Below are 14311 nucleotides of genomic sequence, written 5' to 3'. Positions count from 1 at the left end.
AATTTTTTTGCAATTTTCCTGGAGAAAAAATTATCTTGAACTATGCTTTTAAAACATCCCTCTGAAAACTTAAAGGACTAAATCATGATCGATAAAAATATCCTTGCACCTTTATTCAAAACAATTGATAAAGTCTTTTTTGGTATTGAAGAACCAAAAGAACCAGAAACCAAACCTGACTTTATTGAAATAGATACAGAAGAAGAATTTGATGTTGAACGGTCTATTAATTAATAGTTGATTCATACTACCTAAGCAGGCAATAATCGCTCTCTTTTTTTGAGTGAGAAATCTTTAAGATGTTGAATGGCCAACAAATGGCAGCAGTACGTTATATAGACGGACCCTTATTAGTACTTGCTGGGGCTGGAAGCGGTAAAACACGAGTAATAACGCAAAAAATAGGCTATCTAATTAACACGTGCGGCTATACCGCCAATACAGTATGTGCAGTTACATTTACTAACAAAGCAGCCAATGAAATGCGTACTCGCGTTGCCGCCGTTCTGCCGGCAGCCAGTCGTCGCGGTTTAAAAATAGCAACCTTCCATACCTTAGGCTTAAGTATTATCAAGCGTGATTATAACTTATGTGATCTGAAAAAAGGATTTTCTATTTTTGACAGTGAAGATTGTTTGCAAATCTTACGTGGCTTTTTACCTGCAAATAAAGCAACTGAACGTGAGTTTATTTTCCAGATTCAACAACAAATTTCGCGCTGGAAAAATGATCTTCTTACCCCAGAGCACGTCATTAAAAATCAATCAGACACTCCTTTTTATGAAGAAGCTGCATTGTTGTACCCACGGTACCAGCAAGCACTTAAGGCATATAATGCGATTGATTTTGATGATTTAATTCGTCTTCCGGTCAGTCTATTGAATGAACATCCTTCCGTATTAGAGTATTGGCAAAATAAAATTCGCCATTTATTGGTAGATGAATATCAAGATTCGAATACCAGCCAATACCTCTTGGTAAAAAAATTAACCGGAATCCAAGCACGCTTTACTGTAGTGGGTGATGATGATCAATCCATTTACGCCTGGCGAGGTGCAAAACCTGAAAATTTGAAACAATTACAGCATGATTACCCACAGTTAAAAATTATCAAGTTAGAGCAAAACTACCGTTCGACTAACATTATTTTACACACTGCCAACCACCTTATTGCAAACAATCCGCATCTGTTTGAAAAAAAGTTATGGAGCGAGTTTGGTCAAGGAGAACTCTTACGCGTTATTCGTTGCAAGGATGAAAATGATGAAGCGGAACAAGTAATTGCTGATTTAATCAGCCATAAATTGCGCTTAAGAACCCAATATGGCGATTATGCAATTTTATACCGTGGCAATCATCAGTCGCGCGTATTTGAAAAAGTACTCCGTCATTATAGTATCCCTTATACAATCAGCGGCGGCCAGTCGTGGTTTGCCAAAACTGAAGTTAAAGATGTATTTGCCTATCTGAAATTACTGTGCAATGAAGCAGATGATGCGGCTTTTTTAAGAGTGATTAACACCCCCAAACGCGGCATTGGCGAGGCCAGCCTTGATGCGTTAGGTCATTATGCTCAAAGTAGAGGAGTAAGCCTTTACACTGCAGCAGACCACCTGGCGCTTAGTGAATGTATTGCAGATAAACCCCGTGCGGCGTTGCTTGTTTTTAAATCCTGGATAGAAGAAATAAAAAAACGATTAACTACAGGATCGATTATTGAGCATTTGAAACAAATGGTAGAAGACAGTGGTTATGAAGCCTACATTTACGAACAATGCGATACTCCCGCAAAGGCGCAAAAGAAGATGGACAATGTCTGGGAGTTGTTAGAATGGATTGGGCGTTTATTAGCAAAGAATTCAGAACAGACTTTAGCAGAAGTAATTAATAAATTAATTTTAATCGATATTCTGGAGCAAGCAGATGAATATGATACTGAGTCCTTACAACTCATGACGTTACATGCATCAAAGGGGTTGGAGTTTCCTTACGTTTATTTAGTGGGTATGGAAGAAGAGTTATTACCCCATCGTGTGAGCATTGACGAAGATCAAATTGAAGAAGAAAGACGCTTGGCGTATGTTGGAATTACCCGAGCACAAAAAGGATTGTGTTTTACCTTAGCCAAGCAAAGACGCCGTGCTGGTGAGCTGCAAGATTGTTTGCCAAGCAGATTTTTAGATGAATTGCCTACGGAACATTTAGAATGGTTTGGTAAAAACAGCGAACGGTCCGAAGAGCAATCAAAAAACTTGGCTAAATCACATTTAGCAGGATTGAAAAGTTTGTTGAGTGAATCGTGATTTGAGCTTAATGTAGATACTGGTTGAAGCGTAGCGAAACCCGGGTTATGGACATGAATGAACTTTTCAATCCTGGGTTACGCTGCGCTTCCCCCAGGGTACCGTTTAAATCCCTTTGTTATTTTGATTTTCATGACAGGCCAGAATTGAATGACGCAATACCCCTCACACAGTTGGGCTATTTTGATTAATAATAATTTAAGGATAATCATTTATAATTGCTCAATAAATGAACAATGTATTGCGAAGTAGTGCGTTCGCTCTGTAGGTTGAGCATTGGCTCAACAAGGTCGCTCATTCGATTATAAGGTAATAAACAATGAAAAAACTTACCTTTGTTTTACTTCTGCTTATGATTTTTAATGCAAAAATCTTTGCAACACCTTCTATCTATACTACCCAGACTTTTTATAAAGTAACCGGAACAACGGAACAAGAATTGCGTAACCATCTTAATGAGTTAGGGCCTTTTTCTACAGATAAACGTTACGATGCAAAAACATCGTGGCATATCAATTGGAGCTATCGATGGCATTATGATAATCCCACGCAAAATCCTTGTTATATTACCGAAATCAATGTAAGCGCGAATATTGTGACCATCTTGCCTGAATGGGAAGACAAGGATCATGGAAGTGCTGAGTCTCAATTAAAGTGGGAAACTTACCTTGCTAATTTGAGTAAACATGAAGAGGGGCACGGAAATAATGGTAAGGAAGTGGCCACTGAAATAGAAGAAGCCTTATTACAGATCCCACCTATGTCTTCTTGTCAGATACTGCAATCGACCATTGAAAGTACAACTCAAGGTATCGTGAAGAAACATAATACCTGGGATACAAATTATGACACTTCAACACAACATGGTAAAACACAGGGTGCTACTTTTCCGTAGATCTTGTCCTATGTAGCCTGGCTACTTCCAGCCGGAAACTAACGGGAACATTCTGAAAATATCGTGGTTGCAAGCAACCAGGCTTAAAAATACAACTCTATGCAGAGGCTCTTCCCGATTGCTATACTGAATCTATGAAAAAAAATATCATTTTATTCATTGTCTCTTTTGCCATGTTTATGGAGGCAGTTGATACAACCATTATTAACACTGCTATCCCTGTTATGGCGCAGAGTTTAAACGTCAATCCAGTTGATTTGAAATTAGCACTGATCAGCTATCTTATGAGTTTGGCAATTTTTATTCCGATCAGCGGCTGGATCGCTGATAAATTTGGCATGAAAATCGTTTTTATTACGGCGATCTCTGTTTTTACCTTAAGTTCTGTTTGGTGTGGATTCACTAATAGCTTGGAAGAATTAATATGTGCACGCATTATGCAGGGCTTGGGGGGTTCCCTCACCATGCCTATTGGTCGCCTCATTATTTTACGGACTTGTGAGCGACATGAATTAATCGCAAAAATGAGTATCGTAGTAATGGTTGCCTCTTTGGGATTAATGCTTGGACCTTTACTAGGTGGAATTATTACCGAGCGTTTTTCCTGGCGTTGGATCTTTTGGGTCAATATTCCTTTTGGGATACTTGCCGTAATTTTATCAAGCAAATTATTACCTTACATGCCTCCTCGTACGGTTCCTCCGCTCGATAAATTGGGCTTTCTTCTTTTTGGCAGTGGATTAGCCACCTTAACTTTTGGTTTATCTATGGTCAGCGAATCAAATGTTACGATGTTACAAATCGTCTCTGCTTTTTTTGTTGCACTTCTTCTATTAGGCGGATACACCAAGCACTCCTATAAAAGAAAACATCCTATTGTTAGAGTAGAACTTTTACACATACGTACATTTTTTGTCTCGGTTATAGGTAATTTATTAGCCCGTCTAGGTTTTGGGGGAGTCCCTTTTTTATTGCCTCTGTTATTACAAATTGGGCTAGGCTATTCACCACAGCTATCTGGTTTATTACTCGCTCCTATTGCATTAGGTGTTTTTTTAGTTAAACCTTTATCAGTTTACATATTACGTTGGTTTGGCTACAAAAATTTATTAATCTTAAATACAATGCTAGTCAGTATTTCCCTCTGGTCTTTTTTTTCCATTAATCAACACTCCTCCATATATGGCATTGCCTTTTTGACTTTTGCATACGGATTTCTAATTGCACTTCAGTATACGGGAATGAATTCTTTGGCTTATGCAAACATTACAGAAAGCAATATGAGTGCAGCAACCAGCATTATGAGTACGACACAACAATTGGCCCAAAGCTTTGGTGTTGCAGTATCAGCAATTTTACTGAGTCTTTTCACCTATATGTATTCTGAAGATCATGTTTTATCCATCCAGATATTCCATGATGCGTTTCTAATGCTTGGAATTCTTACTTTTTTTTCAGGGATCATTTTTATTTTTCTAAAGAAAGAAGATGGTCTTGAGTTAATTGAAATCCCTGAACATTGATTCCCATAACTTCTTTAGCTCCTCAAGACCCACCCTGTCTCCTTTTATAGGAAAACGGCTAAAAGATTGCAAAAGATTAGAATTTTTAAACAAAATACCCTATGATATGAGGGCATTATTTTCCTGTTTTCATATTAAATGTAAAAAAACTTTAAAATATTTAATAAAAAAACAGCACAATTAATAAAATAATGCTACAATGTCCTGGTAACAATTTAGGAAATTAACATGTCAGATAAAATTCGTGGTACAGTAAAGTGGTTCAATGAGTCCAAAGGTTTCGGTTTTTTAGAAAGTGGCGGTAAAGATTATTTTGTGCATTTCAGTGCAATTCTAGGCAGCGGGTTTAAAACTCTTGCTGAAGGTGCAACAGTAATGTTCAAGCCAAGCAACGGACAAAAAGGTCCTCAAGCTGAAGAAGTTGAAGTAGTCTAAATCATTTGCTGAAACTCCTTATTCGCTTAAATATGACAGTATTTAAGCGGATAAGGAGTTTTTTACTTATAATTTTATAAAAATAAGTCCTCAGGCAAAAAATTGCCCCTCAATCCTATACATTAAGATTTGCTTCTTTTTCATTCCCTATTCACTTTGTGAACTTTATGCGTCCTCTGTTTGATGAACACAATACAAACCATGCTGGCTGCATGGACATTTTTTGTGATCCTGTTGCTGAAGTGACTGGAATAATTAATAAAATAGGTAATAATAAAATGACACAAATTAATGCGTTATTAGGTGAAATTAAAAAACAATCAAGTGAGTGAGGCTTATAACTCATTGGCCCGCAAAATTATGTTCAAAGTAATAAGCCAATCCCAGAAGAGTTCTTGCAAAGAACCCGGGGATATTTTGAATAAGGAATCTGGCGCCTGATCTATGAAGGCCCCTAAAATACAAGGAGTTCGTGATATGAGTAAAAAAATCGCGGTTATTGTTGGAAGCCTACGCAAGGAATCTTACAACAGAAAAATGGCCAAAGTGCTGATCTCCCTGGCCCCTAAGTCGTTAAATCCTCAAATTGTGGAAATTGGTGATTTGCCGCTATATAACCAAGATCTGGATGATGAAAACAGACCTGCCGCTGCTTGGGTGCAATTTCGTGAGCAAATGAAAACATATCAAGGTGTATTGTTTGTTACTCCGGAATACAATCGCTCAGTTCCTGGTGTGCTTAAAAACGCAGTTGATGTAGGCTCTCGCCCCTATGGTAAAAGTATTTGGAGCAAGTTGCCTGGTGCAGTGATCAGCGTTTCTCCTGGAGCTATTGGAGGATTTGGAGCAAACAATCATTTAAGACAATCATTTGTCTTTCTGGATATTCCAACCCTGCAACAGCCTGAAACCTACATAGGTATGGCAGCAGATTTGTTTGACGAGCAGGGAAACATCAAAAAAGAAGACACCCGAAAGTTCTTGCAAAAATTTATGGAAGCTTATGCAGATTGGGTTGCGTTGAATACTAAAGGCTAATTGTCCACAAAACGTATAGCGTAACCTATTCTAAGCATTCTAAATTAAGGAATAAAAAATGATATAGCTCTTTTTAATACGCCATCGCAATTAATTATTTTGGGGGGTTGCGCCTAGAAAAAGCGATGAAGAGTTAGTGTCTCCACAATTTTTTTTTGAGTTGTCAACAGCCGAAAGCTCGTTTTTTGGCGGGAACTGCTTATAAATGGTTTGAAATATGAGAATTAAAAAGCCATAATGTATGTTAATAGAGCCTTAAGTTGGATGAGGTACTATTTAAAATCCATAATGTATGTTACTAGACCTTCAATGTAATGAGGTGCTTTATGAAAAAATTATTATTGGCTTCCTGTCTCCTAGTTACTTCGACCGTTTTTGCAGATACATGTACTTTCAATTTAAAATTTAATACGAAATGGGCTAATTTCAAAAATTGGATTATTATTGTTACAGATATCTCTAATCCTGATGTTAAAGAAGTGGTTGGAGGACCGTTACTATTTTATGGGAAATATCCGGAAAACGATACATTAAAAATAGATGTACCGAATTGCACAAAAAGCACACAAATAGGTCTTTTTGCCCATGCACCTGGAAAGACCGCAGCTGCTGTCAATGAAGCATCTAGTAACACCAGTAGTAATACCGGCTTTAAAGTTCAAGCCTTTGCCCCTAATAGTTTCCTTGAAGGAATGGCCCGCTGCGTAGGTGATATAAGTCCGCAAAGTACTTCAAATATAGAATTAGTTGTGGGAAGCATTGGCGACCCTGGTGACTTCGCATTTACCACTAAACCTACAAGTAGTGAACCTGATTCCTGGACAAAAGCTCAGTTAGGCGTCGTATGCCAAAACCCTCATTTAGCCGCCACTGAGTCAGATACTGAGGACTAGCTAGTTCGCTCAGGTTTGTTGACATTTCATATAACTAGGAAGCCACTAGGAAATGTCAACAAAACCTAATAATTCATTTACTGAGCAATTCTTTATTGTTAGTTTAATCATTATATCTCCTCCCATTTTTATTTTTTCCAAGATCTATTATGATGCAAACACCAATTACCCGTATGAAAAAATAGGGAATAACAGGAAAAGAATTCATGTATGAAACAAATTAATTACCCTACTTTAATTGGTGTGTTCTTAATCAGCTTCTCCATATTGGTCTTGGAAATCACCTTAACAAAGATATTTTCTGTTACCTTATGGTACCACTACTCTTATTTTGTTATCTCTTTAGCAATGTTTGGTATGGGATTTGGAGGAATGTTAGTCTATCATTTAGAAGAACCATTTAAATACTCCATTAAAAAAAATTTATACATCCTCAGCATTATTCTTTCCTTGAGTATCATTTTAAGCCTGTATGCTGTCATTGCTTATCATTTACCTAGGGCGATCAATTGGCACAGCATAGTGCAATTTACAGGTGTGTATTTATTATGCACAGCACCTTTTGTCTTCAGTAGCATGATCCTTTCCTTATTGTTTTTAAATTTGCCCGATAAGGCAAACATAATTTACAGTTTTGATTTACAAGGTGCGGCAATTGGTTGCATTGCTTGTGTGCTATTGATTAGTTATTTTACAGCACCACAGGTCTTATTGATTGCCAGCTTAACCAGTGTTGTTGCAGCCATTTTATTTGAATTGCCAAAAATTCGTAGTTATTCATTAGTACTTCTGGTTGCCAGCTTTTTGCTTGTTTTCATTGGCAATTCTTTATTTAAAGTGACGCAAACCAAAAATTATTCAGAATTGCAATACGTTAACCTTTATGAAAAGTGGTCCCCCCTGTCCCGCATTACAGTCTCATCTGAAATATATTTTAGAGGCTTACATGATGAGTCACCCTTCGGTTGGGGCTTAAGCAGTATCTATAAACCCAAACATGAATTTAAACAATTGTGGATTCAACAAGATGCGAGCGCATGTACGCCAATTGTTCCCTTTCATGGTGATTACAGGGAAGTGGACTTTTTAAAATATGATATAACTTCCCTGCCTTATTATTTAAGAAAAAATGCAAATGTATTTATCCTGGGCGTAGGTGGTGGCCGTGATGTATTAACCGCACTAGCTTTTGATAACAAACAAATAACAGGGGTGGATATTCATCCAGTAATGATTGATTTGATTAAAAATAAATATGCTCAATATGCTGGAAACATTTATAACAAGGATAAGGTTCACGTTACCGTTTCAGAAGGCCGCAGTTATCTCGAAGTTGAGAAAAAAACCTATGATATTATCCAAATCCCTTTAATTGATAGCTGGGCTGCCACTGTAGCAGGTGCTTTTGCTATGGCAGAAAATAGCATTTACACTGTTGAAGCATTTAAAACCTATTTAAAATTTTTAAATCCTTCCGGCATCTTAAGCGTTACCCGCTTTTATTTTAATCCGGACAATCAGACAATCAAAATCGTTTTACTTGCTCGGGTTGCCCTTGAACAAAGCGGTATTTCTTCTCCAGAAAAAAATATAGTCATCGTTAAAAATAAAGGAAATAATAATATTGATGTAGCAACAGTATTGGCTAAAAAAGAGCCATTCACGGCACAAGAAATAAATGAGATTAAAGAAATTACCCATAAATTAGCATTTGACATTGTTTATCTTCCTTCCGGGAATAACAATGAAACCCTCTTCCAAACGGCACTAACCACTAAAAATCTTAATCAGTTTATAGAGAATTATTACTATGATATTAGGCCAACTACCGATGATAGGCCGTTTTTCTTTCAGATGTTCTATTTTTCCAAGGTTAAAGACTTATTGTCAGAGAAAAAAATCACGGGCCAAATATTTAATTATTATGGAGTAAGCATAGTCTTTGTTTTACTCATTACTTCTACAATATTGGTTCTATTATTCTATTTTTTGCCGCTGTTGTTATCTAATACTTCGGCTAAGCCGCCTCTCTCATGGGGATTGTATTTTTCGGCATTAGGCATAGGCTTTATGTTAATAGAAATGCCTATCTTACAAGTTGGATCAGTTTATCTAGGAGGACCAACCTATGGGCTGGCCGTAGGCTTGTTTTGTTTGTTATTTTTTGGCGGCCTAGGAAGTATTTTATTTAACTCTCCTCAGCCCAAACAGACTGATCGCGTTTTAAAAAGAGGCTTAATTATGGTAGTACTTTTAGCTCTGGTTTTGCCTTTTTATCTTCATTGGTTAATGCAGGTTACTTTTGGGTACAACTGGTATTTAAAATTAATTCTATTTGTTCTCATTCTTTTTCCTTTAGGACTATGCATGGGAATTGCCTTACCTTCTGGTATGCGCTTAGCTCGTTATCAAAACACAAAAAGCATTCCCTGGTTTTGGGCGTTGAATTGTGCCTTTTCGGTTTTAGGATCAATCATTGCAATGGCAACATCCATGATGTTTGGTTACAGCATCACCTTGATTTTAGCTTCAGTGGTGTATCTGCTTGCCTGGATTCTCATTATGCTTCTTTCCCACTCGCTACTGAGGAGATGAATTGCTGCGTCGCTGCGGTGCTCAAATCCTCATGCACTGTGTACGCTCTCCCATTTCTCCGCTCCGCGTCCCCAGCCAGTTTGGAAAAAAGGTCTATTTTACAAATGAGATAACCAAATAACCCATTTATTTAAAGGCTGGCGAAAAATCATAATCAATATTAGGGTAATGAAGACAACATATCGATCCATATAATAAACAACCCCAGAACTTATTTCAGGAATAATTGGTTTTAAATTACAAAGCCAACGCCTTAACGCAATACATACCGGAAGGTAGAGTAATAGCACAATTTCACCAAACAAGCGTATCTCAGGAAAATTACCTATCATGAGTAAAGCTATAAAATAAAGCAATAAAACATAGCGTAAGGGCCTGAATTGAAGAGGTATATAATCATAAAAGGCAAACCAAAATAAAGGCAGTCCTGCAAAACAAAACATAAACAATAAAATATGTTGCAAGTTTAATAACCAAAACAAATTTACTTGAAAATGGGTATAATGAGTCGATCTAAAGTACCATTCTAACAGTACTCCTGGAGTACCATGCAAAAAGGACAAGACGAGCCAACGAGCGAGAGCATACGCTATGAGGGCAAAAATCAATTGTTTATAAATCAAATGCAGGTTTTTCCAATGCAGGACCGGAATAATTAGTACCAACAAAAGACTGCTTTCACGATTAATCGTGGCTATGAATAGTAAAGGAATAAAATAAAGCCAATTCGAACGAAGACAAAGATATAATCCCATAGTGAGAAAAAAAAGAGTGGGGGTATCGTAATAAAAGAAAAATGTCGCGGGACCATCTGTAGTATACCGGTAATTAACCACTGTGGTTAGGGGTAATAACAGAAGAAATAACCAGCTAAGCAATTGCGATTGCCGCAGGCTAAATTCATATTGCAATAATTTCAACAGGGAAAGATATAATAAACCGGTAAACATCCACTCGATTAAGAAAAATAATTTTTCCAGCTCAATAGGAAGAAAATAGGCTATAAAATTAACCAACAGCGGAACAAGTAAGCGTTGCCCAAAAGGCATGGGGGCTGAAAAACTAACTACCTTGTCCAATTCAACCTTATAAAAAACTCCAGTCAGCTTAACATGCATATAGGCATAGCCAAGAAGTAGAACAAACGTGATAAATCGTGTTTTATACCGAAAAAAATCCTCATTCATGCTGCATTCCTTCATGCCTTGAGTATTCGTTTGGCCAGGATACGCTAAAAACTGTATATCCTAAAATTGGCAAATAAAATCATGCTACTATTTTAGCCGACTCACTGTCCCCATGACAGAGTTAATTATATTTTCCGCGTTAAAAACAGTATAATTATTTCCCATGGGTTGAAACGTCACAAAGCAAATAGGTGGAAAATAGGGACATAAAGAGGTAAATTGCACTACTTACTGCTAACAGCAAGAAATAAGAGAGAGAAATTATGCAAAATACAGAGATCGCAGAGGACACATCCATTGTAAGTTCTTTTCCCATTGCGATCATCACTAGTGTTTTTAATCGACACGTTACAAAAACCTTGCAAGAAGGAGCAATAGCTCAGCTTTTAAAACGTGGCTTTAATGAAAGAGACATCAAGTCATTTGAAGTTCCAGGAGCGGTAGAGATTCCATTAGTTGCAAAACGCCTGGCCATGCAAAAAACAGTACAATCAATTATTACCTTAGGCGCAGTGATTCGTGGCGAAACCAGTCATTATGATCTGGTATGTAATATGGTAAGTCAAGGATGCTTGCAGGTCTCATTGGAATATAATATTCCCGTTCTTTTTGGCGTACTTACCACAGATAATGAAGAACAGGCATGGGACAGACTAGGGGGGAAAGGTGGGCATAAAGGTGTCGATGTAGCCAACGCCGCTATTTCATTGCACCAAACATTAAGTCTATTGTAAAACAGGCATATAACCGATGACGAATAACTATGAGCAGTTTGAGCAACGCAAACAAGATCACATCAAATTGGCCTTAATGCCTGAAAATCAAACCACAGAACTGAGTACTTTTGATAGCATCAATCTTATTCATGATGCCTTGCCTGATTTGAATTTTGATGAAATCAGCATCAAAGGCTCCCGATTTGGTCAAGTAGTTGAGAAACCTTTTCTTATTAGCTCCATGACTGCCGGCCATCGCCGTGCAAAACACATCAACCATAACCTGATTGAGGCATGTGCATTGAATGGTTGGGCGATGGGGGTAGGCTCACAACGACGCGAACTTACTGATCCTAAAGCGGCATTTGAGTGGCAAGATTTGCGTAGGAACTTCCCTCAAGTGAGCTTGTACAGCAATTTAGGAATAGCACAGTTAATCACTACGTCAATTAATGAGATTCAGCGCTTAACGGATGCCTTGCAAGCCGATGCATTAATAATCCACTGTAATCCACTACAAGAATGCATGCAGCCCGAAGGCACGACTACCTATAAAGGGTGCTGGCAGGCCTTGGCAGACTTAGTTAAAAAACTACCCAGACCGATCATCGTTAAAGAAACCGGTTGTGGTTTTTCTCATGCAACGATGATGCGCTTAAATGAGATCGGCATCGCTGCGATTGATGTAGGCGGCCTGGGAGGAACGCACTGGGGACGAATTGAGGGACGGAGAGCCGTTCATGACCCAATTCGTCAACACGCCGCAGTTACCTTTCGCAACTGGGGAATTGATACCGTAACTTCAGTAAAACAAGCTGTAGCACTAAAACCTTCTTTCGAAATTTGGGGTTCAGGTGGTGTCGTAAATGGCTTAAATGCCGCTAAGCTTTTTGCGCTTGGTGCAACAAGCGTTGGCTATGCACGGCCTTTGCTCGAAGCTGCCCTAGAATCTTCTGAACAAGTGAGCCTATGTATGCAAACAATTGAGTATGAATTAAAAGTCGCTATGTTTTGTACTGGGAGTCGCGTTCTAACTGACTTGCCCCAAAAATTGGGGTGATACAAAATTATTCATATTGGGCTAAGCACAGTGCAGCCCAACATGAATTCGAACTCCATTGCCGGGCTTTACACGCTTTCAACAGCTATTTTGTGCCTCAATTTTTAGTTCTCCTCGCCGCATAACAGTAGCGATGGGAAACAAAACATGATACTTATGAATTAGTAGTAGCAATAATGAAGCTAAAATAAATTCAGAGAAGTTAATTACACCTAAATAAGGGATATTTAACTCTGTCAGAAAAAATGCCAGCAAAAAACCTTGCTGTGATAAGAAATAAATATTTAATCCCAATCGATAATAGAAAAACTGTATAAAACACGTCAATAAACAAATAATAAAAGTACCCAAACATACTATCAGGTAGCTATCAGAATAATTTAAAAGGCCTATCAAGCCAGGTAAAGAAGAAAACTTTGTTCCTGTCTTTAAATTCAGATAACTCTGAGATACTTTTGAATAAAGACTGACTTTTTGCGTTGGTTTTTGAACAATTGCCTTTTTAAACAAATCCCATCCAGTATGTGGATAAGCAGTTGTAGCTAAAATACCTTCTATTCCTACCCATCGGCTAATAGGTAGGGACTTTAGTTGTTGCAATTGGAATTTCAGATTTGATTTATTATGTACCATCAATTTTTTAAGTGTTAATTGATCAGAGCGTTTCTTGGGCTTACTTGCTCTTTTTCTGTTCTCGTTTTTACTCGCTTTACCATTTCTCTCTGATTTATTCGCTTTTTTGACAGTAGATGTCGTTTTATGCGATGAGGGGCTATAAAAATAATAACTTCGTAACATGCTCACAGCACCCAATGAGATAATTGCGAGGACAAAATACGTGATTACTAGTTTTTTATATTGGGTGAATAGAGACGAAAAATTCTCTTTAAATAAGATATAAAAGCAAGGAATTATCCACATGATTAAAATAGAGCGGCTTAAAGTAGTTATTGAGATCAAACATGCAATAATTATTGCATAATGCCAATTTCTATAATTTTGTGCTAAAGCATCCAAACCCATAAGATAGGCTAGCAATAAAGGTAAAAAAAAGATTAAGGCCCAGGATAACAGAAAATTTATATGGCAAGGAAAAATGACCGCAGGCGAAAGGCCTATCATATAAAAATGAGTTTTGAAATTAATGAAGCTTATTCCTAAACTAATAGAAAGTAATAAAATCCAAATTTTTTTGGGGCTCTTCAGATACCATCCAGGCACTTCTACTTGGTTTTTTAATGACTGAATTCCATGATTGCTATAAAAGCGACGGTAGAGATAAAAAACAAAATCGGCTGCAAGAATACCTAAAGCTGCATAACTTGCAACCATTAAAGCATTGTCCCAATATAATCCCAAGTTATGAACATCGTTCCAAAAACCGGTAGGCTCTACAAATTCCACTCTTAGCACTAAATAAAACATTAACTTCAGCCAAACGCCCAAAAATAACATGATTTTTAAGTAGAAAAATATATAGCTTTGCGAAAGAGATAAGCTTGAAATTAATACTGTCAGCCACATGACGTCAAATACGAAATAATAAAAGTCAGACCCTTTGTAACTGGCAACACCAAATAAAGAGAAAAAAAACAAAACCATTATTAAAATGATTGAATACTTCATTGATATCAATTTGCTTTGCATTTTTTCTCTCCATCTCACT

At 37.4% G+C, this 14311-nt stretch carries 13 protein-coding genes; 11 read left to right on the top strand and 2 right to left on the bottom strand.

The genetic code is table 11. From position 1 onward, the window contains the following. Window positions 1-84 precede the first annotated feature (84 nt). From FOLKNPGA_RS00910 to FOLKNPGA_RS00870, 9 genes are all read left to right on the top strand, one after another. Window positions 85-234, top strand: coding sequence for a hypothetical protein (locus FOLKNPGA_RS00910; protein ID WP_182351328.1), 150 nt, complete (start codon window positions 85-87; stop codon window positions 232-234). Between the two features lie 65 nt (window positions 235-299). After that, window positions 300-2303: a UvrD-helicase domain-containing protein gene (locus tag FOLKNPGA_RS00905; protein WP_182351327.1), complete on the top strand. Its 2004-nt coding sequence runs from the start codon at window positions 300-302 to the stop codon at window positions 2301-2303. Window positions 2304-2622: 319 nt separating this feature from the next. Next, window positions 2623-3198, top strand: coding sequence for a DUF922 domain-containing Zn-dependent protease (locus FOLKNPGA_RS00900; RefSeq protein WP_182351326.1), 576 nt, complete (start codon window positions 2623-2625; stop codon window positions 3196-3198). Window positions 3199-3332: 134 nt separating this feature from the next. Continuing rightward, window positions 3333-4721, top strand: coding sequence for a DHA2 family efflux MFS transporter permease subunit (locus tag FOLKNPGA_RS00895; RefSeq protein ID WP_182351325.1), 1389 nt, complete (start codon window positions 3333-3335; stop codon window positions 4719-4721). A 228-nt stretch (window positions 4722-4949) separates the two neighbouring features. Beyond that, window positions 4950-5156, top strand: a complete 207-nt coding sequence (locus tag FOLKNPGA_RS00890; protein ID WP_058516528.1) for a cold-shock protein — start codon at window positions 4950-4952, stop codon at window positions 5154-5156. Between the two features lie 167 nt (window positions 5157-5323). After that, the gene (locus tag FOLKNPGA_RS00885; protein ID WP_182351324.1) at window positions 5324-5488 is read left to right on the top strand and encodes a hypothetical protein; all 165 of its coding nucleotides are present in this window, start codon (window positions 5324-5326) and stop codon (window positions 5486-5488) included. A gap of 145 nt (window positions 5489-5633) precedes the next feature. Beyond that, window positions 5634-6194, top strand: a complete 561-nt coding sequence (locus FOLKNPGA_RS00880; protein WP_182351323.1) for an NADPH-dependent FMN reductase — start codon at window positions 5634-5636, stop codon at window positions 6192-6194. 326 nt (window positions 6195-6520) lie between these two features. Then, window positions 6521-7087: a hypothetical protein gene (locus FOLKNPGA_RS00875; protein WP_182351322.1), complete on the top strand. Its 567-nt coding sequence runs from the start codon at window positions 6521-6523 to the stop codon at window positions 7085-7087. 210 nt (window positions 7088-7297) lie between these two features. Next, entirely contained in the window at window positions 7298-9682 is a 2385-nt protein-coding gene (locus tag FOLKNPGA_RS00870) for a class I SAM-dependent methyltransferase (RefSeq protein WP_182351321.1), read from the top strand. A gap of 98 nt (window positions 9683-9780) precedes the next feature. On the opposite strand, the gene FOLKNPGA_RS00865 is transcribed toward FOLKNPGA_RS00870, so the two are convergent. Next, entirely contained in the window at window positions 9781-10869 is a 1089-nt protein-coding gene (locus tag FOLKNPGA_RS00865) for a hypothetical protein (protein WP_182351320.1), read from the bottom strand. A 263-nt stretch (window positions 10870-11132) separates the two neighbouring features. Here FOLKNPGA_RS00865 and ribH point away from each other — a divergent pair, with 263 nt between their 5' ends. After that, window positions 11133-11603, top strand: coding sequence for a 6,7-dimethyl-8-ribityllumazine synthase (gene ribH, locus FOLKNPGA_RS00860; protein ID WP_182351319.1), 471 nt, complete (start codon window positions 11133-11135; stop codon window positions 11601-11603). 16 nt (window positions 11604-11619) lie between these two features. Continuing rightward, the gene (gene fni, locus FOLKNPGA_RS00855; protein ID WP_182351318.1) at window positions 11620-12645 is read left to right on the top strand and encodes a type 2 isopentenyl-diphosphate Delta-isomerase; all 1026 of its coding nucleotides are present in this window, start codon (window positions 11620-11622) and stop codon (window positions 12643-12645) included. A gap of 78 nt (window positions 12646-12723) precedes the next feature. Here fni and FOLKNPGA_RS00850 read toward each other — a convergent pair whose 3' ends face one another. Further along, window positions 12724-14292, bottom strand: a complete 1569-nt coding sequence (locus FOLKNPGA_RS00850) for a hypothetical protein (RefSeq protein WP_182351317.1) — start codon at window positions 14290-14292, stop codon at window positions 12724-12726. Window positions 14293-14311 lie beyond the last annotated feature (19 nt).

The organism is Legionella sp. PC1000 (assembly GCF_014109805.1).
Classification (GTDB): domain Bacteria; phylum Pseudomonadota; class Gammaproteobacteria; order Legionellales; family Legionellaceae; genus Legionella; species Legionella resiliens.
Note: the sequence above shows the minus strand (reverse complement) of the source record. Positions and strands in the feature narration are given on the sequence as shown.

What these genes read in the sequence shown, in the direction of transcription:
- FOLKNPGA_RS00900 (WP_182351326.1), top strand. Translation starts at nt 2,623, where the DNA reads ATGAAAAAACTTACCTTTGTTTTACTTCTGCTTATGATTTTTAATGCA.
- FOLKNPGA_RS00890 (WP_058516528.1), top strand. Translation starts at nt 4,950, where the DNA reads ATGTCAGATAAAATTCGTGGTACAGTAAAGTGGTTCAATGAGTCCAAA.
- FOLKNPGA_RS00905 (WP_182351327.1), top strand. Translation starts at nt 300, where the DNA reads ATGTTGAATGGCCAACAAATGGCAGCAGTACGTTATATAGACGGACCC.
- FOLKNPGA_RS00875 (WP_182351322.1), top strand. Translation starts at nt 6,521, where the DNA reads ATGAAAAAATTATTATTGGCTTCCTGTCTCCTAGTTACTTCGACCGTT.
- FOLKNPGA_RS00910 (WP_182351328.1), top strand. Translation starts at nt 85, where the DNA reads ATGATCGATAAAAATATCCTTGCACCTTTATTCAAAACAATTGATAAA.
- FOLKNPGA_RS00850 (WP_182351317.1), bottom strand. Translation starts at nt 14,292, where the DNA reads ATGCAAAGCAAATTGATATCAATGAAGTATTCAATCATTTTAATAATG.
- FOLKNPGA_RS00895 (WP_182351325.1), top strand. Translation starts at nt 3,333, where the DNA reads ATGAAAAAAAATATCATTTTATTCATTGTCTCTTTTGCCATGTTTATG.
- FOLKNPGA_RS00885 (WP_182351324.1), top strand. Translation starts at nt 5,324, where the DNA reads ATGCGTCCTCTGTTTGATGAACACAATACAAACCATGCTGGCTGCATG.
- FOLKNPGA_RS00880 (WP_182351323.1), top strand. Translation starts at nt 5,634, where the DNA reads ATGAGTAAAAAAATCGCGGTTATTGTTGGAAGCCTACGCAAGGAATCT.
- FOLKNPGA_RS00870 (WP_182351321.1), top strand. Translation starts at nt 7,298, where the DNA reads ATGAAACAAATTAATTACCCTACTTTAATTGGTGTGTTCTTAATCAGC.
- fni (WP_182351318.1), top strand. Translation starts at nt 11,620, where the DNA reads ATGACGAATAACTATGAGCAGTTTGAGCAACGCAAACAAGATCACATC.
- FOLKNPGA_RS00865 (WP_182351320.1), bottom strand. Translation starts at nt 10,869, where the DNA reads ATGAATGAGGATTTTTTTCGGTATAAAACACGATTTATCACGTTTGTT.
- ribH (WP_182351319.1), top strand. Translation starts at nt 11,133, where the DNA reads ATGCAAAATACAGAGATCGCAGAGGACACATCCATTGTAAGTTCTTTT.